This window comes from Clostridium sp. CTA-7, from assembly GCF_054768095.1.
The window spans coordinates 321,855-341,260 of record NZ_BAAAAV010000002.1 but is presented as its reverse complement, the minus strand read 5'-3'; the positions used below and the strand labels follow the sequence as shown (position 1 = coordinate 341,260).

At 25.6% G+C, this 19,406-nt stretch carries 17 protein-coding genes and 1 other annotated feature; of the genes, 2 read left to right on the top strand and 15 right to left on the bottom strand.

Annotation, left to right across the window (positions count from 1 at the left end; translation table 11 throughout):
- Positions 1-97 precede the first annotated feature (97 nt).
- The 7 genes from ACYUEX_RS04620 to ACYUEX_RS04590 all read right to left on the bottom strand — a co-directional run bounded on the left by ACYUEX_RS04620 (position 98) and on the right by ACYUEX_RS04590 (position 7,201).
- Positions 98-1,522, bottom strand: a complete 1,425-nt coding sequence (locus ACYUEX_RS04620; protein WP_460286761.1) for a DUF4179 domain-containing protein — start codon at positions 1,520-1,522, stop codon at positions 98-100.
- Positions 1,515-2,087, bottom strand: coding sequence for a sigma-70 family RNA polymerase sigma factor (locus ACYUEX_RS04615; protein WP_460286760.1), 573 nt, complete (start codon positions 2,085-2,087; stop codon positions 1,515-1,517). The genes ACYUEX_RS04620 and ACYUEX_RS04615 overlap by 8 nt, the downstream gene beginning before the upstream one ends.
- Positions 2,088-2,231: 144 nt before the next feature.
- Positions 2,232-2,684 carry a GNAT family N-acetyltransferase gene (locus tag ACYUEX_RS04610; RefSeq protein ID WP_460286759.1) on the bottom strand — a complete coding sequence of 151 codons (453 nt, stop codon included), beginning with the start codon at positions 2,682-2,684 and terminating at the stop codon, positions 2,232-2,234.
- A gap of 1 nt (position 2,685) precedes the next feature.
- Positions 2,686-3,720 (bottom strand): ribosome small subunit-dependent GTPase A, encoded by a 1,035-nt coding sequence (gene rsgA, locus ACYUEX_RS04605; protein ID WP_460286758.1) that lies wholly within the window; start codon positions 3,718-3,720, stop codon positions 2,686-2,688.
- Between the two features lie 227 nt (positions 3,721-3,947).
- Positions 3,948-4,130: a MarR family transcriptional regulator gene (locus ACYUEX_RS04600; protein ID WP_460286757.1), complete on the bottom strand. Its 183-nt coding sequence runs from the start codon at positions 4,128-4,130 to the stop codon at positions 3,948-3,950.
- A gap of 381 nt (positions 4,131-4,511) precedes the next feature.
- Positions 4,512-6,173 (bottom strand): glutamate--tRNA ligase, encoded by a 1,662-nt coding sequence (gltX, locus tag ACYUEX_RS04595; RefSeq protein WP_460286756.1) that lies wholly within the window; start codon positions 6,171-6,173, stop codon positions 4,512-4,514.
- A 61-nt stretch (positions 6,174-6,234) separates the two neighbouring features.
- Positions 6,235-6,461, bottom strand: a binding site (T-box leader).
- A 59-nt stretch (positions 6,462-6,520) separates the two neighbouring features.
- A complete protein-coding gene (locus ACYUEX_RS04590) occupies positions 6,521-7,201 on the bottom strand; it encodes a hypothetical protein (RefSeq protein WP_460286755.1) in 681 nt (226 codons plus the stop codon).
- Between the two features lie 230 nt (positions 7,202-7,431).
- Here ACYUEX_RS04590 and ACYUEX_RS04585 point away from each other — a divergent pair, with 230 nt between their 5' ends.
- Positions 7,432-8,592: a glycoside hydrolase family 3 protein gene (locus ACYUEX_RS04585; RefSeq protein WP_460286754.1), complete on the top strand. Its 1,161-nt coding sequence runs from the start codon at positions 7,432-7,434 to the stop codon at positions 8,590-8,592.
- Between the two features lie 83 nt (positions 8,593-8,675).
- On the opposite strand, the gene ACYUEX_RS04580 is transcribed toward ACYUEX_RS04585, so the two are convergent.
- The 5 genes from ACYUEX_RS04580 to pdxR all read right to left on the bottom strand — a co-directional run bounded on the left by ACYUEX_RS04580 (position 8,676) and on the right by pdxR (position 14,183).
- A complete protein-coding gene (locus ACYUEX_RS04580; protein ID WP_460286753.1) occupies positions 8,676-10,529 on the bottom strand; it encodes a DUF4153 domain-containing protein in 1,854 nt (617 codons plus the stop codon).
- Between the two features lie 15 nt (positions 10,530-10,544).
- Positions 10,545-10,751 carry a helix-turn-helix domain-containing protein gene (locus tag ACYUEX_RS04575; RefSeq protein WP_411170722.1) on the bottom strand — a complete coding sequence of 69 codons (207 nt, stop codon included), beginning with the start codon at positions 10,749-10,751 and terminating at the stop codon, positions 10,545-10,547.
- Positions 10,752-10,765: 14 nt separating this feature from the next.
- Complete coding sequence (locus tag ACYUEX_RS04570; protein ID WP_460286752.1) at positions 10,766-11,260, bottom strand: DUF2975 domain-containing protein; 495 nt, start codon at positions 11,258-11,260, stop codon at positions 10,766-10,768.
- Between the two features lie 266 nt (positions 11,261-11,526).
- Positions 11,527-12,711, bottom strand: coding sequence for a pentapeptide repeat-containing protein (locus tag ACYUEX_RS04565; protein ID WP_460286751.1), 1,185 nt, complete (start codon positions 12,709-12,711; stop codon positions 11,527-11,529).
- 77 nt (positions 12,712-12,788) lie between these two features.
- On the bottom strand, positions 12,789-14,183 hold the full coding sequence (gene pdxR, locus ACYUEX_RS04560) for a MocR-like pyridoxine biosynthesis transcription factor PdxR (RefSeq protein ID WP_460286750.1): 1,395 nt from the start codon (positions 14,181-14,183) through the stop codon (positions 12,789-12,791).
- 122 nt (positions 14,184-14,305) lie between these two features.
- Here pdxR and alr point away from each other — a divergent pair, with 122 nt between their 5' ends.
- On the top strand, positions 14,306-15,463 hold the full coding sequence (alr, locus tag ACYUEX_RS04555) for an alanine racemase (RefSeq protein WP_460286749.1): 1,158 nt from the start codon (positions 14,306-14,308) through the stop codon (positions 15,461-15,463).
- Positions 15,464-15,517: 54 nt separating this feature from the next.
- Here the strand turns inward: alr and ACYUEX_RS04550 are convergent, their stop codons facing one another.
- The 3 genes from ACYUEX_RS04550 to asnB all read right to left on the bottom strand — a co-directional run bounded on the left by ACYUEX_RS04550 (position 15,518) and on the right by asnB (position 19,271).
- Positions 15,518-16,372 carry a CorA family divalent cation transporter gene (locus ACYUEX_RS04550; RefSeq protein WP_460286748.1) on the bottom strand — a complete coding sequence of 285 codons (855 nt, stop codon included), beginning with the start codon at positions 16,370-16,372 and terminating at the stop codon, positions 15,518-15,520.
- Positions 16,373-16,445: 73 nt separating this feature from the next.
- Positions 16,446-17,243, bottom strand: a complete 798-nt coding sequence (locus ACYUEX_RS04545) for a DUF4037 domain-containing protein (RefSeq protein WP_460286747.1) — start codon at positions 17,241-17,243, stop codon at positions 16,446-16,448.
- A gap of 189 nt (positions 17,244-17,432) precedes the next feature.
- On the bottom strand, positions 17,433-19,271 hold the full coding sequence (gene asnB / locus ACYUEX_RS04540) for an asparagine synthase (glutamine-hydrolyzing) (protein ID WP_460286746.1): 1,839 nt from the start codon (positions 19,269-19,271) through the stop codon (positions 17,433-17,435).
- Positions 19,272-19,406 lie beyond the last annotated feature (135 nt).

Here is a 19,406-nt window from a genome sequence, read left to right as displayed (position 1 = left end):
AGCTATTATTGATTTACTTCAAGGGATGTTAGTTATTTTCTTTTAATAGAAAAGCGATATTTGAATGTCATTTTAATTCAAATATCGCTACATTTTATTACTTAGATAAATTAATAGTTATTTTTTCATTTTCTAATATTTTATCTCCACTACTCATCTTAGTGATAAAATACTCTTTATTCTTATCCAATGCTGGTAATGTTAGGGTAAAGTTGTAACCATCATCTATCCCATTAAATTTAGTTTCTATAATTTCTATATCTCTTGTATCCTTATACCAATTTTCTTCTTGCCCATTATTAGAGTTTTTATATTTTTCTACTTTATCTTCATCCCAAACTTCAACTTCTATATTATCAGACCTATCTATATATTTTTTAACTTTTACATCTATTACAGTTTTATCATCCTTAAATTCAATATTTTTTATAATATACTCTTCTCCTGTTTCTAATTTCATTATTGTTTCACTATTTTTATTAATTTTCTCTATCATTAATTGTCTATTATAATTGCTTTCATTTATAATAGGTATAAGAGTTATTGATTTTGTTTCTTCAGGAACTCCTTCATATCTCCAATTATAATTCCCTTTAACTCTTTCATCATTTACATTTTTTCCCCTACCTGATCCACCTATCATACTTATAGGAAATCCCTTATCATCTTGCACACAAAATTTCAATGTGTACTTTCCCCAAAAATTCTTTGAATTATTTTCATCATCCTTTACAAGCTGTATATCTGTATCTAAATAAATAATAGTATTTAGTTTTGATGTAATTAGCTCCTTAATCTTAAATATACTATCATCATATTTTATTTCTTTATTTACTTCATATGTTTCTTTTCCCATATCCCTAGAATCTATAGAAAACTTAAATTTGAACTTTTCAGGATAATATCCAGCCCAATTTCCATATAAATCATTAACTATAAATTCTATTTTTGCCTTATCTGATAATTCATTTTCTGTAAGTGCATAAGATGCTAGTCCAACATAAGTATTTTCATCTATGAACTCACCGTCATTCTCTTCATTTTTATAATTTATATCTTTAAATCCACTTTTCATAATAGGGAATATTATAGGTTTATCATCAAATCCCTTTTCTGACTTTAGCTCATATGCTATGGCAAGTTCAACTCCATCATAGTAAATATTCTTAATCGTCATTGTAGTATCTTCGTACTTTTTTGTTATATTTATATCCTTAGATCCTTTTACATATTTATCACCAACACCTATAGCATCATTTATACTTTTAAAAGTAGGTCCTATAAGTGGTAAACTTTCTGCATATGCAGGCATAAATACATTAAAGGCTAACATACAAATTATAACTCCAGATACTAATCCAGATACTTTTCTAAATTTACTTTTTCTTTTTGCTTTTCTATCCGGTAAATTTTGTAAAGTTTTTAATATATTACTTTTAAGTGTATCTGGCATATCTATTTTAATGTCCCTTATTTTATCTTTAATAACTTTATTAAATTTATCTTTATCATACTTATTCATGATTATCACCCTCACTCATAATATTATAAATCTTTTCTCTCCCTCTATTTAATCTCGACTTTACAGTTCCCTTAGGTATTTTTAAAGTATTACTTATTTCCTCTATGGACATATCATTGAAATAAAATAGCCACATAGTTATCTTTAAATCAGAATTTAATGAATTTATTGCTTTAATTAAATCTAAATTTTTATATTTATCCTCATAAATTTCATTATTGATTTGTGAATATTCAATATAAGTAATCTTTTTATTTTTTCTTATTATGTTGTTACATTCATTTATTAAAATTCTTGTTATCCATGTTTTAAAAAATTCTTCATTTTTTAAATATAAAATTTTCTCATAAGCTTTTAATATAGTGCTTTGAATAGCATCTTCTATATCATATTCACTATTTAAAATCCCTCTAGCTACAATATATAAAGAGTTTAAGTTTTCTTTAATTAGACTATTAAACGCCTCTTTCTCTCCCTCTATAGCCAATCTAACATTACTTTTCTTAAGCTTTTCATGTTTAAATTTATTAAATACTCCTATAGGAATAATATTAGATATCCCCATTCTATTTCTCCTTCCCCATCTTACATAGCTATGTTAATTTCCCTTCACTTAATTAGACGTATATGTCACTTTAAAGGTTCAATTAAACTTTATAATAATTATTGTAAAAAAGAGTTGCTTACGCAACTCTTTTTATTTATTTTCTTATATTGTTAATTTAAATAATAATTCATCTTCTATAATTCTTCCTGTGTCTTTAAACCCAAGACTTTCATAAAGATTTTGAGCAATATTATTCTTTGGATCAAAGGAAATATATATATCTTTGCAATCCTTAAGCTTCTTCATTTCATCAATTATTTTACCTAATGAAATTTTTCCATATCCCTTGCCCTGATATTTATGATCTATCATAAACCTGCATATTTCATAAAAATCATACTCATAACAATATCCATACATGGTAAACCCAATCATTAAATCTTCATTATATATTGCTTTTACAGTCCAACCTTTTTGTATTTTAGACTGTGCAATGGAAAAAGCATTGGAAGCAACAAATTCTTCAAAAACATAATTTTTCCCATCTTTATTAGTGGTTAAGAGTGCACATTGTAATAAATAATCTTCATTAATATCTTTTAAATATATACTCATTTTATCTCTTACCCCTCATCATATTTTTTATTCTTTGCTTCTCTTGTTGCTTAGACTTTGATAAATTGTATTCTTCTTCTCTTTTAAGCTTTCTATATCGCTCTAATCTATCTGGATCTAGAGCTCTATTTTCAATTGCTTCTCTTACTGCACACTTAGGTTCATTTCTATGAGTGCAATCTGAGAATTTACATTTCCTTTCTAGCTCTTCAATGTTGCTAAAGGATTTATCTACGTCGGCAGACATTAATCCAAGTTCTCTCATTCCAGGAGTATCTATTATTACTCCCCCATCCTTTAATAAAAATAATTCTCTATGAGTAGTTGTATGTCTTCCTTTATCATTTTCATCTACTGAATTAGTTTTTAATAAATCTTTCTCTAGAAGATTATTAATTAAAGTAGATTTTCCTACTCCTGATGAACCTATAAAAGCTATTGTTATTCCACTTTTAATATATTCTTTAACTTTTTCATATCCATTTCCATTTAAACTTGAAGTTACTAATATTTCTATACCTACAGCTACTTCCTCAACTTCCCTAAGTCTTTCATCTATATCTTCGCATAAATCTGACTTAGTCAATATTATAACTGGTATTGCCATACTATCCCATGCTACAGATATATATCTTTCAAGCCTGTTGATATTGAAATCATTATTTAAAGCCATGCAAATAAATATATAATCAATATTCGCTGCAACAACTTGCGTATCAAACCTACTTCCAGCAATCTTTCTTGAAAAATAGCTTTTTCTAGATAAAACTTTATGAATTATAGCATCTCCATTTTTATTATCTGATCTATCTAATAATACCCAATCTCCTACTACAGGATAATCTAAGATACTATTTGAAGAATATGATAATTTACCAGATACCCTTGCAAATACTTCTCCTTCTTCTGTAAAGACTTTATAAATATCTTTGTATTGTACTGAAATTCTTCCTATATACAAGTTTTCATTATAAATACTTGCTTCCTTAATGTATCCTTCATTTAATCCTAATTCTAGTAAGTTTTTATTATTCATTTTTCCTCCCGAAATATAACTTATTGGGAAGGATATTTAATTTATTGCTATACTGTAGTCACCTTCCCATTAACAACAATATAATTTTTATTACTTCTTACTAAACTCATCATAAAACATCACATCCTTTCAGATAATTAATGGTTAATTTTGTTAAACCACTATAATTATAGTATTACAAAAATAGATTGTTGTATACAAAAAAGCTGAGTTTCCTCAGCTTTTTATTAGTCTCTCTTTATTTGCCAGTAACATCTTTTGGGAGAATAAATTTTTTCTTCCTTTTTAAGTTTATCCATAACTTTTGAAACTTCTTTTTTGTCTATTCCTGTTTTCTCTGCAACTGCAGTCGCATTCATTGCTTCATCATTTTTTTCAAAACATTCAAGTACTACATTATAATTATCCATAAGTTCATCTCCTTTTAATTTCGTTACTATAATTTTACATAATAATATATATCAATTTCAATAATTATTTTTAATTTTTCTATATTATTAAGTAATATTCCTTCTTATATTACTTAAAGCAAACTAGTTAATTCCTTGATTTTAATAATTGCTTATATAGTTTCATGGTATTGAGAATTAATTATTACATCTGTAGATTACATCACTTTTGAACTTGATTATTAAATAGATTTCTGTAGCATCAATTCATATTCTGATTGATATAAATATAATCAATAAATTAATTCTCAATAATATGTAAAAAGAAGAATTCATTAAGAATTCTCCTTTTCTTGTTGTAGTTATCAAAATTTATTTTAATACACTACACTATTTTTTGTATTATAGATTTATAAATGCTTCAAATCTAGCTCTTACTTTGTCTTCACCTAATATTTGCATAATAGTATAAAGATCAGGAGTATTACTTCTATGAGATAGAGCAGCTCTTACAGCTCCAGCCACATCAGAAATCATTCCCTTAAAGGCATCTGGATTTGCTTTATATTCTTTTCTATTAGCACAATATCCAAGTTCTGCTCCAATAACCTTTAAATCTTCAAACCAATTTTCTTGACTTCCTGCATTAAAGTTAAATTTATCTTTATATACTTTTATTACTTCTTTTGCATTTTCTAAGCTTAAAGTCTTTGGAAGTTCAACATTTTCTGATGTTTCTTTATTAAATAATTCATCAAAGAAATAATCAACCTTCTCTCTTACTTCATCCCACTTTGCAAAGTCTTTTCTTGGCTTTGGACCTTCTTTATCTATATTGAAGATTTCTTTTGACATCTTTTCATTTGTTGTTACTAAATCATACATTTCTTTATCGTACTCTTTAGCCCAAGCTATATAATAGTCATAAACTACATCTGCTTTCATTTTACAGATCACTTCTTTGCTTACATCATTTAATTTAACTATATCAAATAAAGCTCCTGATTTACTCATCTTATCTAAAGCAACTTGGAATTCATGATAGTCAATTGTTGGATTTTCAGCTCTCCAATCTTCAAATGTTGAATTTATTATATTTAATAAGTATTCTATTACTGATACCATTGGATATCCAACTTCTTTGTAATATGAAACTGCTGCTTCAGCATCTTTTCTCTTTGATAATTTTCTTTTTGACCCATTATCATTTTTCATTATTGTTGGTATATGTGCATAATTAGGTCTATCTAATCCTAATACATCAAATAATTGAACGTGTATAGGTAAAGATGATAACCATTCCTCTCCTCTAATAACATGAGTGGTTCTCATTAAAGCATCATCCACAGCATGTGCAAAATGATATGTAGGAAGTCCATCTCCCTTTATTATAACTATATCTTGATTATTTTCTGGAAAACTTATATCTCCTTTTATTAAATCATGGAACTCTACTCTATTTTCGATATTTCCAGGTGATTTAAATCTAATTATATAACTTTCACCATTTTTTATTTTTTCCATAGCTTCTTCAGAAGTTAAATCTCTATCCTTAGCAAATTCTCCATAATATCCTGGAGTTATTTTAGCTGCAATTTGTTTTTCTCTAAGCTCTGCTAACTCTTCTGGTGTAGCGAAAGAAGGATAAGCTAATCCTTTTTTAATTAAATCTTTTGCAAAAGCTTTATATATTTCAGCTCTTTCACTTTGTCTATATGGACCATATTCTCCCTTAGATGTTTTATCTCCAGTCATTCCTTCATTAAAATCCATTCCAAAGTTATGCATTGTTTGAATTGTATCTAATATTGCGCCTTCTACTTCTCTCTTTTGATCAGTATCTTCGATTCTTAAATAAAAAATACCATCTGTTTGACTTGCTAATCTTTCATTAATTAATGCTGCAAAAACCCCTCCAATATGTTGGAACCCTGTTGGTGATGGCGCATATCTAGAAACTACCGCACCTTCTTTTAAATTTCTTTTTGGGTATTGTGAATTATAATCTTCTATTGTCTTATCAACATTTGGAAATATTAATTCTGCTAATTTTTCAAAACTCATATTCATCTTCCTTCCGTAGTTTAAAATTTTATATAAATAAAAAAGTCTTCCATCCTAAAAACCTTAGGACGAAAGACAAAGTTCCGCGTTACCACCTAAATTGATTAATTAAAAATTAATCCACTCATTCTCTTTAAGGGGAGAATCCCATAAACCTACTTGCAAAACTATGCTTTTTCAGTTTATAGCTCCAGAGCTTCTTTCTATAGATTTAACTTCTAGGATTACACCATCCCTAGATCTCTTTAAATTAAATTTCTATATACTCTTCTCTTTCAATGCCATTTATTAATTTGTTACCAGTAACATTATAACTTTACATTTCCCCTTTGTAAATATTTTATACTTTATTCTTTGCTATTTTCTTCTTTCTTATCCTTTTTATCTTTGTTTATCTCACTAACCTCTTTATTAACTTTTCCTACTTCATTTAAAATCCTATTTTCTATACCTCTTATTCCTTTAGTTAATTTACCATATTGCTTATCAACAAAAGAATTTTCATCTCCTGTAAGCTTTAAGTACCCTCTTTCTACTTCTAGTGCTGCTTTAGTTTTACCAAAATCATTTGCATTTCTTAATTTATGTTTAGCTGCTATTAACTTCTTTAGGCTGTCTTCAATTATTATTCCATCAATATTTTCATTAAAGTTCATTTTGTTTTTAGAATTAATAATTTCATCCTTTTTATTTTTTTCTTCTAGCTTATGTTGTTTCTCTAAGGCCTCTTTTTCTTTTTCTATTAATCTCATTTGTTGTATTTCTGCTTCTATTTCAGCAATTTTTTTATTTAGTTCTTCAAGCTTCATTCTTTTTTCTTTAGGGTCCATTTCAGTTTCTTGAAGCTCTCTTTTTTGTTCTTTAAAATCTTCTTTTAGTCTCTGTAAGTTTTTTATTATTTGATTTGAGGATTTTTCTATAGTGATACTTTTTCCATCCTCTACTTTTTCTTTCTTTTGATTTTCTGAAGCTTCTTTAAGCTTATTATATATTGGATTATTCCAATTATTTAGTCTTTGAATTTGCATAAAATCTCCCCCTTAGCTTTAATTATACTATCGTTTCAATTTGGAAGTTCTTTACCATTTCATATAGTTAATAATCTTATAAATAACTTTCTAAGACTCATATTCAGATTTAAAGCTTACTACATTGAATATAAAGCAATTAATTTGGGTTATAATCATAGTATACAGAGAAATATATTAATAAAATTCTTATTTATAATATATTAAAATAACACTTGGAGAATTTAATTATGAAAAAATTTTTATTAGTTCTAATGTTTATAATCTTATCAATTTTATCAGGATTTTTAATAAATAAACTCTTAAATAATAATTATAATATAATAAATGAAGACTCTAACAATGAGTCAAATCCCTATTCTATACCTGAAAAAAATTCATTATCAAATAGAGAAAAAGCTTCTAATTTACTTAAAACAATGTCCTTAGAAGAGAAAGTTGGACAAATGTTTTTCGTTAGATGTAGAAAAGATAGTGCATTAGAAGATTTAAAAAAATATTATATTGGTGGATATATTTTATTTGATGCTAACATAAATAACGAAACAAAAGAATCTTTAACTAATACCATAAAAGAATATCAAAATTCATCTAAGATAAAGCTACTTATTGGAATAGATGAGGAAGGTGGAATAGTTAATAGATTAAGCAAATACTCTGAGTTTAGAGCTATTCCCTTCTATTCTCCTCGGGATTTATATAATGAAGGAGGATACCCTTTAATAATTAGTGACACAAAAGAAAAAGCCACTTTACTAAAAAGTTTAGGAATCAACGTTAATCTAGCTCCTGTTTGTGATGTATCTATAAATCCAGATGATTATATTTATCCAAGAACCTTTGGTAAAAATGCATTAGAAACAGCTCAATATACAAAAACAGTAGTTAGTACTATGAAAGAAAATAAAATAGGTTCTACTTTAAAGCATTTTCCTGGTTACGGTAATAATATAGATACTCATACAGGTATATCTATTGACGAAAGAAGCTATGATACATTCAAAAATTCTGATTTTCTACCATTTGAAGCAGGCATAGAAGCAGGATCTGAAAGTATATTAGTTTCTCATAATATAGTAAAATCTATGGATGAAAATCTTCCAGCATCTCTTTCACCTAATGTTCATAAAATTATTAGAAATGAATTGAATTATGATGGAATTATTATGACTGATGATTTACAAATGGATGCTATAAAGGAGTATATAGGAGATTCTACTTCGGCAGTACTTGCAATAACTGCTGGCAATGATTTAATAATTGCATCAGATTTTCATATTCAAATTTCCTCTGTATTAGAAGCTTTTAAAAATGGAGTAATTACAGAAGATCGTATAAATGAATCTGTATTAAGAATTCTTAATTGGAAATTTGATTTAGGAATACTTTAAACAAAATAAAGGAGTTCTATAAAAATAATAGAAAGATTATTTTTATAGAACTCCTTTTTATAATTTACTTATTTTATTCTTCTTTATTTTCCTTTACTGTTAAAATAGTTGTATTCATACCACTTTAATTTTTTATCAATCCTTCTATTCTTCCAATATTTATAATCTTTATCTTCTATCGTTCCTTGCTTATATCCTTCTGTTATAGAATCATATGCATCTTGTGATAATGTAATAAGATACCATACGTCTATTTCATTATTTGAATTCATAATTTCCATATTCTTTTTTGCTATATAATTATCTATATTAAAATAATTTAAACATAAATACATAGATAACCCAACAATAGATATTGGTTTAAACAAACTTTTTTTGCTCCATATAAATATCATTAATATTATTAACACTAGACATAAAAACACTGTAAAAACTTGCACTAAAATTCTTAATCTAGTGTAACCAAATGCTTCTATATATAAATTCATTTTGTATATAGCTGAAGCTCCCATGTTTATAGTTAACAATGTTATTATGCTATATAAAGAATTTAAAGATTTTTTCATAATACTACTGTTAGTAGATGTTTTAAAAATCATTAATGTTATTATAGCTAAATTTATTATTACTAAAGTACCTAATTGAAAGAAACCTTTTCTTGCATAATTTGCAAAGTCAAATCCATTTGGCAACTCCTTATTTAAATATAAATAAGAAATTTGTATTTTAGTAAATATTAAATATAAAGCAATTATGCATATCAAGACTGTTATTACAGTAACTGAATTAAAAGGCTTATTTGTAGTATTGTTATCTATTTCCTTTATTTTAGTAGAATTTAAACTATAATATAAACCAAAGATTAAAAACATTACTATTAGTGCTACGATAACTTTATATATTAATTCATAAAAATTTTCTATATTTATATATATCCATATATTTCTTAAATAATAATTAAAAATTTCATCTGCTCCAGCTAGTAAGCTTCCCAATACTATAATTAAAGGTACTGATATTAATATACCTGTTAATATTGATTTAATATTATTATTTTCTTTTTTCGAAGTATCTTTCTTCAAGGAAGCTTTAACCACTTTAGGAAGTTTAAATGAATTCTCTACAGATTGCCCTACTATTATTTCAAGAAAAACAGTTCCAAAACTTAATAGCTTAAAGGGAATATTGTTATAACTTAATAATAGAAATCCTGAAAATAATGATATTGGAACTACAAATAAATTTAATGTTCTAAATAAATCATTTGTAAAAATTGCGTAACTACAAGACAGAAGAAAGCTTGATAATATGAAAAAATATCCTAATAAATTTCTATTTTTTGCTCCAACTGTAACAAAGAAAATTTCTATCATCAAAATATTTAAAATTACTAAAGAAATACCTAAATATCCAAAAATAAATTTAGAAAATAATATTCCAAACAATAAAGAAAGTGCTATAAGCATTAATGCCTTTTTTGTATCCATATTCTCTTTTTCAATATTTAGTATGGAATTTTTTATCTTGTAATTTTTTTTCATGTTAATAGAATCTTTTAATGCTTCTACTGCAATAGAAGTATAATTATTTAGATTACACTGTAATACTATATATTTTAAAAATTCATTTTCAATTTTGTTGATATTATTTGCCCATCTACATTCTTCAAAAGTTAAATTTTCATCTACTAAATTCACATCTAAATTAGTAGCATCCATAAATATTAAACTAATATTATACTCATCTACATTAATTTTTTTGTTATAATTAATAATTTGTGCATCTTCTACTTCAATAGTTCCTTTTTTCCACCTATTTACGCACTCTTCTGGAGTTTCTTCTCCTTTCATTATTATAACTGGTAATCTATTTTTTGACCTTTTTAATAAAAGAATCTTTTCATCCTTCATTAAAACTAAACAAACAGCATTGACCATCTATGCTCCTCCTTTTTATTCATCTATATATTCTAAGATATCTCCTGGCTGACAATTAAGTTCCTTGCAAATAGCTTCTAAAGTTGAAAACCTAATTGCTTTAGCTTTATTGTTTTTTAATATAGAAAGATTTGCATTTGTTATTCCAACCTTTTCAGCTAATTCATTTAAGGATATTTTTCTCTTTGCCATCATAACATCTAAGTTCACAATTATAGCCATACTCTTCTCCTTCATCATATTGTTAAATCATTTTCTTCTTTAAAAGTAACTGCTTTATCAAAAACCTTTGCTAATATAAATATAAATGCTGATGCAAATAAGAATATGAAAACTTCCATATCTGTATGAATCCCCATATTATCAACATATATAAACTTAAATTCTTTAAGGTTAGAATTTATAAATAAATTTAAAAAATAACATAATGATATAATTAATGATGCTAATGAAATTCTTTTGAAAGCTGCTGCATTTGATCTAACAAATGGATCTCCTTTTATTAAAGTTTTTATTATACCTCTAAGTTGAAAGACTATATAAAATAAACTACTTATTCCTATCACTAATAGTGCTATTATTAATCCCTTATTTATAATAGAATCTTGTATTCCTCCTTTATAAAAAATTGTATAAAACAAAATAATTGTAAGGATTATTCCAAATAAAATACTAATATTAAGAACTATTGATAATATCTTAGATAAAAATTTCTCTTCTTTTAATTCCACTTTAATCTCTCCTTCCTCAATTAAATATATATTATCATTTCAAAATTTATTTATCAAGAGTTTCTTATTGAAAAACAATATTTTTTTATTCTTTATTAATGAAACATTTCATTATAATACTTTTATTCAATTATTTTACATAAAAATTTCGAAGAATTATTATTAATTATGTATATAAGAAAAATTTAATTAATGGGGAGCTAGATTGAATAAAAGTTAGAATATAAAAAGAGGTGCTTGATACACCCCTTTTTATATTTTAACTTTTATCTTACTAATTTTTTAACTAATGCCCCTATTCCAATTCCCATCATAAGTACGCCCAATAACATTTCTATATTGCTAAGCATATAGGACATAGGAGCTGGCTGTGCTTCGTTAAGTCCTACTCCTGCAAACATTCCAGTACTTAAATTTAAGGATTCGTTATAGTCTTTTAAAAACTCTGTTAATGTAGGTTTATTTCCTAAGCTATATCTTATTATTTCTTCATCTACTTTAATTCCAAATATTAAGTATAAAATTGAAAATACAAATATTATAAATAACGAAAAATATGCAGCATATGAAGGTCTTTCACCATATCCACATGATACTAAGCTAATAAATGAACCTATTTTAGGTAATGGCTTTAAAGTCTTCATCTGTGTTTTTTTACATAGATAATAATACTCACCAAAGTTATTATTTAAAGTATTTTCTTTAAATTTATTTGCTATAGTTTCATATACAGTATAAATTCCTTCATATTCATCTCTTGTTTTCTTTTTTGGTCGTATCTTGTCTATAAAAGATTTTTCATCTAATTTACTTTTATATTTATCTCTAAACTCTAAATCCTCTATATATGAATCTACTATTTTGGCTCCTGATAGATCGACATCTATAATTATTATCATTTTTAAATCTGAATAGAAAATCATAACACCTGTCATATCACTTAATTCAAAATTAGTATCATTTAAATCACATTTGTTAAACACTAAATGGCTTAAGTTGCAACTTAAGAATTTTGCATATATTTTACATTGATTAAACTCACATGAAAAATTATCTTCTTTATTAAGATTTGGTATTACATCACTTTCCTCTTTGATAAAAATACATTCTTCAAAAACTGCCCCTCCACCAATAAAATCACAATTAATAAATTGACATCCAATAAATCTACAGGATTTAAATTTTATATTAGAAAATCTACAATTAATAAATTTAGAACACACTATATCAGTATTACTTATTTCTTCAAATTCATCTTCCGATTTTGGATGTCCACCACCAAAAACTGATTCATTAAAATCCTTATAACTGTACTTTTCATTTGGAACATATTCTTTTGGTAAGTTTTTGTTTAATCTAATTTCATTAAACAATTTTTCATTATTTTTAATTCTTTTTTCTAGTTGTATATTTGAAACATTTACTTCTTCTTTAAAGTTAATATAAGACATAATATAAACTCCTTCTAGTTGCTATTATTACTTATATTATTATTCCTAATTATATTTTAATTAAACATATATATATATTATAAATTCCATGCTTCTTTTAATTGGATTATAGCTTCTTTTATTTCCTCACAAGTTAAACTTGCGTATCCTAAAAAAACTGTAGCCGTATCAACTTTAACATTAAAATACGACCTTGATAAACCTAAAATATTAATTCCCTTTTCTTCTGCTCTTTTTATTAATTCTTCTTCATTCATACCATTATTAACTCTTAATAGTAAATGTAGCCCAGAGTTTGTTCCTATTATTTCTGTTCCTAATAAATATCTTTTTATTGATGCTACTAAAAACTCTCTTTTTTTCTTATATATATTTCTCATTTTATTTAAATGTCTTTCAAAATGCCCTTCTTCTATAAACCTATATAATGCTTGTTGATTTATTCTAGAAACTGTGCAAGCATAAAAACTAAAATTTTCTCTATATATTTTTATTAACTCATCTGGCAATACCATATACCCTATTCTAATAGAAGGAGCAAAGGATTTTGAAAAAGTACCTAAATATATAACTTTTCCGTCTGTATCTAAACTTTGAAGTGCAGGAATTGGTTTTCCTTCAAACCTAAACTCACTATCATAATCATCTTCTATAATATATCTATTTTCTTTTCCTTTAGCCCAAGCTAATACTTGCATCCTTCTACTTATAGGCATAATAACTCCTGTTGGAAACTGATGAGAAGGTGTTATATGAACTATATCAGCTTTACTATTACATAGTTCTTCTACATTAATCCCTTGATTATCTATTTTTATAGCTTTAGCATCTATATTATGACTCTTTAATATTTTTCTTATTTTATAATATCCTGGTTCTTCCATTCCATATATTTTGCTATTTCCTAAAATATTTATTAAAAGTTGTACTAAATATTCAGTTCCAGCCCCAATAACTATATTATCTGCAGTTGAATTAACTCCTCTAGAAAATCTCAAATAATTAGAAATAACTTCTCGTAAGTTTCTATCTCCTTGAGAATGACCTATTTGTAATAAATTTCTGTTTTCTTCATTAATAATATCCTTATTTATTTTTCTCCATATCGTATAAGGAAAGCTTTCTAAATCTACTCTACTTGAAAAAAATTCATACTTATATTTTTTTCTAAATGTACTTTTGTTATCTTTTCTTTTAATATTATTATTTATATTAATAACTCCTTGCAATTCTGATACATAATAACCCTTCTTTGGAATAGATATGATATACCCTTCTGCAATAAGCTGCTCATAAGCTGATTCTATTGTATTTTGACTAATTTCTAAATGCTTAGATAACTTTCTTTTTGAAGGTAGCTTACTTTTAGATTCTATATTCCCATTTTGTATTTCGTTTTTTATAAAATTATATAATTGTATATATAAAGGAACACTATTATTGTTATCTAAAGCTATAGTTAAAATATCCATTTTCATTCTCCATCTGATACTATTAATTATACAAAAACTGATACTTACCAAAGAACCAGTCTGTGATATAATAATATCAACAGTATTGCTAATAAGTCAAATAATAGTAAGGAGTTTTAGATATGAATTTATTACATCCAATTTGGGCAGAAATTAATTTAAATAATTTTATATATAATATAGAGCAAATAAAAAATAAATCACATGGTAGTGAGATAATTGGAGTTGTTAAAGCTAATGCCTATGGTCATGGAGCTGTAGAAATATCTAAAGTTTTAATTAATAATGGTATTAAAAGGCTTGCTGTTGCAAATATAGTTGAAGCTATAGAGCTTAGAGAAAATGATATAAAATCTCCTATAATGCTACTTGGAATTAGCGAAAATTATGCTATAGACGCTTTACTTGAATGTGATGTAGAACCAACTGTATCATCCTATGAATTTGCTATAAACCTTAATAATAAAGCAAAAGCCTTAAACAAAATAATACCTATACACATAGCCATAGATTCTGGAATGGGTAGAATTGGTTTTAGAAAAAATGATGCTAGTATAAATGATATACTAAATATTTCTAATTTAAGCAATTTAAAAATTGAAAGTATTTTTTCTCATTTCTCTACTGCTGATTCTAAAGATAAAAGTTATTCATTAAATCAAATTGAAATTTATAACTCATTCTTAGATAAGTTATTTGAAAATGGTGTTAATATTAATAAGAAAAATTTATCTAATAGCGCAGCAATAATTGATTTACCTCAAAGTCATTATGATTGTGTAAGACCTGGAATAATTCAATATGGTTACTACCCTTCAAATGATGTAGATAAAGAACACTTTAATATAAAGCCTGTTTTAACATGGAAAACAAAAATTATTCATATTAAAGAAGTTGAGGAAAATGAATATATAGGATATGGTCAGGCTTTTAAAACTAAAAGAAAAACTACAGTTGCAACTTTGCCTGTTGGTTATGCTGATGGATATTCAAGAGATCTTTCTAATAAAGGAAAAGTTATTATAAATGGAAAACTTGCTCCTATTATAGGAAATGTTTGCATGGATCAATTTATGGTGGATATAACTGATATAGAAAATGTTTCTCTTGGAGATGAAGTTATATTATTAGGATCAGATGGTGATGTTAAGTTTGATGCTGAGGATATGGCAAGTTTATTAAATACAATTAGCTATGAAGTTCTTTGCCTTATAGGAAGAAGAGCTCCAAGAATATATATTAAAGATTATAAAACAATAGGAATTAGATATTTAATGTAATATAAAAATTAAAGAAAGCATATGCTAGTTATATTTAGTATATGCTTATTATCTTTATAAATATTTCTTTCCTTTAAAATATATTATTTCTAAGATTATAATCACTAATGTAAGTCCCATAGAAATATAAAAACCATTATTACTATATAGCAATGGCATATTTGAAAAATTCATTCCAAATATTCCTGACACTACTGTTAGTGGTAAAGTTGATACTGTTATTACAGTTAATAATTGCATAGTTTTATTCATCTTATTTGATAATTCTGAGTTATATATATCTATGCAGGAATATATAGAGCTTTGAATATTATCAACTAAGCTTAGTGTATTATCTAAAACTAATAAAACTTTATCATAAAGATCTAATCCGCTAAATTCATCATCTAAATAAGTTATCATAGATTTGTAATATAAAGTAAATCTTTTTATTAATGAAACTATTCGTTTCATTTCTAGTATTTCCTTATTATCTACATTTCCTTTATAAACTGCTTCTTCAAATAAATTATCTATTCTCTCTTCTATACTTAATAATTCTTCTGTATATGCATATGAAAAATATTGGAATAAAAATAAGCAAAGCATATTCTTATCGACCTTTTTATGTAAAGATATTTTTTCATTTAAAAACTCTATTAAGGTATCATCTTCATAATTTACTATAAACTCATCATTTTCTATAACTGCATCTATTAAAACCTTATTTCCTTCCACTATAAATGGTATTTTTAAAAATATCATATCCTTACTTTTTATTATTATATCTTTATGAATATTTGTTAAAACTTCTTCACTTATTTTTTTAAAATTACTTGAATTATATAAATAACCAACTACATTTTCTGATTTTTCATTTATATCTATATTTTCTTTTATAATTCCATTTTTATAAATTGCTGTTGCCATAATATCATCCTAACTAAATTATTTATATATATTATAATTCTGATAAATTAAACATACAACAACTGAATTTTAATTATAAAATTTCCTCTAAATTAATTATTAATGAATCTAAGTGCAATAATAAATCTTTATTTAAACTACTTGAAGCTTTTAAAATATTATTTATATCTTCTTCAAAGTTCATTGGTATTTTAGTACAGGAATTTTTTATAATACTCACTAGTCTCTTCTCACCAGGATGAGGAATTTCATTAATAGCAAATATTATATCAAAATAACTTGCTAAAAATCCTGCTAATCTATGATTAACACTATTTAAATCTCCTCTACTTACTGCTTTACTTATTTGATTATAATAAGAAGAAATATTTTTCTTTAATAATGGATAATTCTTTTTAATAATATTTTCCTTAAGTGTCTTAGGATAATTAATATTTGTCATATCCTTTAATTTATTCAATCTTCCTTCTCTATCAAAAATAATCTTTGCATTTTTTATATTATGCCAAAAGCATGTTGTATATCCTGTTGAAGCATTATATTTGACTAAGATATTTTCTATTGTATCTTCTATCCAATCAATTCCAAAATAAGCTATATCAATAGGAGTATTTTTATCGCTTAATATAAATTCATCTCCTTGTCCCCAATAATCATTGCCCACTTCTTTGTAACCAGCATATTTACTAATTATTTTTTCTCTCACTTCCACTGAAATATCTGAATAAGTAAAGATATCTATATCCACATCTGACAGTTTATCATCCCTTTTTGAAGTTGATGAACCTGCGAAACTTATTCCAGCTATCTCATCTATACTTTTAAAATCATTTATTATTTCTTGTAAAATTAAATCTAATTCTTTTCCCATAAGTCTTTCCCCCTTTATTCCTTATTAAATTTTACTCCTTATATAAATATAAATAAATTGGCAAAGTATCCAAAAAATAGTCCTTTTATATGTAGATTTAATTAAATGTCTCTATTATAGGAAAATGTCTAACAGAACCAATTAAATAAGATCATATAATTAAAATAAATTACATGATCCTATAAAAAACTATATCAATTTTACATTATAAGTCTCTAACCAGTTATTTACTTGTATTAAATAAGCAATCATTTGTGGTCCAGTCATTAATTGTCCATACCAAGGAGTCTTATATGACTCTCCCTTTGTATTAACTATTTCTCTTACTTTATTTTCATCTATTATATTTAATATTGGAGATGACTTATCATTTAAAACTTTAGTCATTATATTACAAACCATATCTGTATATATAGGATTATGTGTCTTTGGATATGGACTCTTTTTTCTATATATTATATTATCAGGTAATATTCCTTCTAATGATTTTCTTAATAGTCCCTTCTCTCTTCCATCTAATAGCTTTATATTTGATGGTATATTAAATGCATACTCTACTAATCTATAATCAGCAAATGGCACTCTAACTTCTAAACTATTTGCCATACTCATTCTATCTTTTCTGTTTAATAAATTAACCATAAACCATCTTAAATTTAAGTAAAATAATTCTCTCATTCTATGCTCTAGTTTATTTTCTCCACTTAAATGAGGAACTTCTTTTAAAGTATCTGAATAAGCTTGATTTGCAACTTCTTCTATCTTTAAATCTTTAAGCTCTGGACTTAATATTGCTTTTCTTTCACCTATAAATCTAGACCAAGGAAATGTATTAGCATTTATCATATCTTCATTAGTAAACCATGGATATCCAGCAAATAACTCATCTGCACATTCTCCAGATAGAGCTATAACAAAGTCTTTTTTTACTTCTCTGCAAAATAAATATAAAGAGGAGTCTACATCTGCCATTCCCGGCAAATCTCTTCCTAAAACTGCATTATTTAATGAATTTACTAAATCCCTATGATTTAATACAACATTTTTATGATTGCTACCTATATATTCTGCCATAATCTCTGCAAAGTGTTGATCAGAAGTTGGTTGAAATAATGATGATTTAAAGTACTTTTCATTATCCTCATAATCTATTGAATAAGTAGTCAAAATTTTATTTTTCTTTCTATATTCCTCTGCTGCAATAGCTGATATAGCTGATGAATCTAATCCTCCTGATAAAAATGTACATAATGGAACATCTCCAACTAATTGTCTTTTTATAGAATCAATAAGCAAATCTCTTACATGCTCTACCGCTTCCTCTTTACTTTCATTAAACTCTTCTGCTTTAAGTTCCCAATACATATCTTTAGTTATACTATCTTCCCTAACAAGTATATACTGAGCTGGTTTAACTTCCTCTATTCCTTTATATACTGTTGTTCCTGGAATAACCGCTGGTCCTAATGCAAATAATTCTGTTAATCCATCTTTATCTACTATTGGCTCTACATATGGATGTTTAAATAAAGCCTTTATTTCTGATCCAAATATAAATGTTCCATTTTTAACTGTATAAAATAATGGTTTAACTCCCATTGCATCTCTTGCTAGTACAACTCTCTTTTCCTTCTCATCATATATAGCAAATGCAAAAATACCATTAAATTTCTTAATACAATCCATTCCCCATCTAATATATGAAAGTAATAACACCTCAGTATCAGAATATGCCTCAAAAATAAATCCATCTTTGATAAGCTCTTTTCTTAAATCTTCAGTATTATATAATTCTCCATTATATACAATTACATATTCTTTACCATTAACAACCTTCTTCATAGGCTGTTTTCCACCTTCTGGATCAACTACAACTAATCTTCTATGTCCAAACATTACATTATTAGATATATAAGTTCCTTCTGCATTTGGTCCTCTATTAATTAGTGTATCAGTCATAGATTTTAATATTCCAATATTATCTTTAATGTTTTCCTTAAAATTCACAAATCCTGTTATTCCACACATAATCATCCTTCTTTCTGTATTTATCTATTATATATACTTATATGATTATATTTTGACAATAGTTCATTAAAAATACTTAAAAGCAATTAGAAAAATGAAATAGGTTATATTATAGTTCAATTTACGTAAAATTTT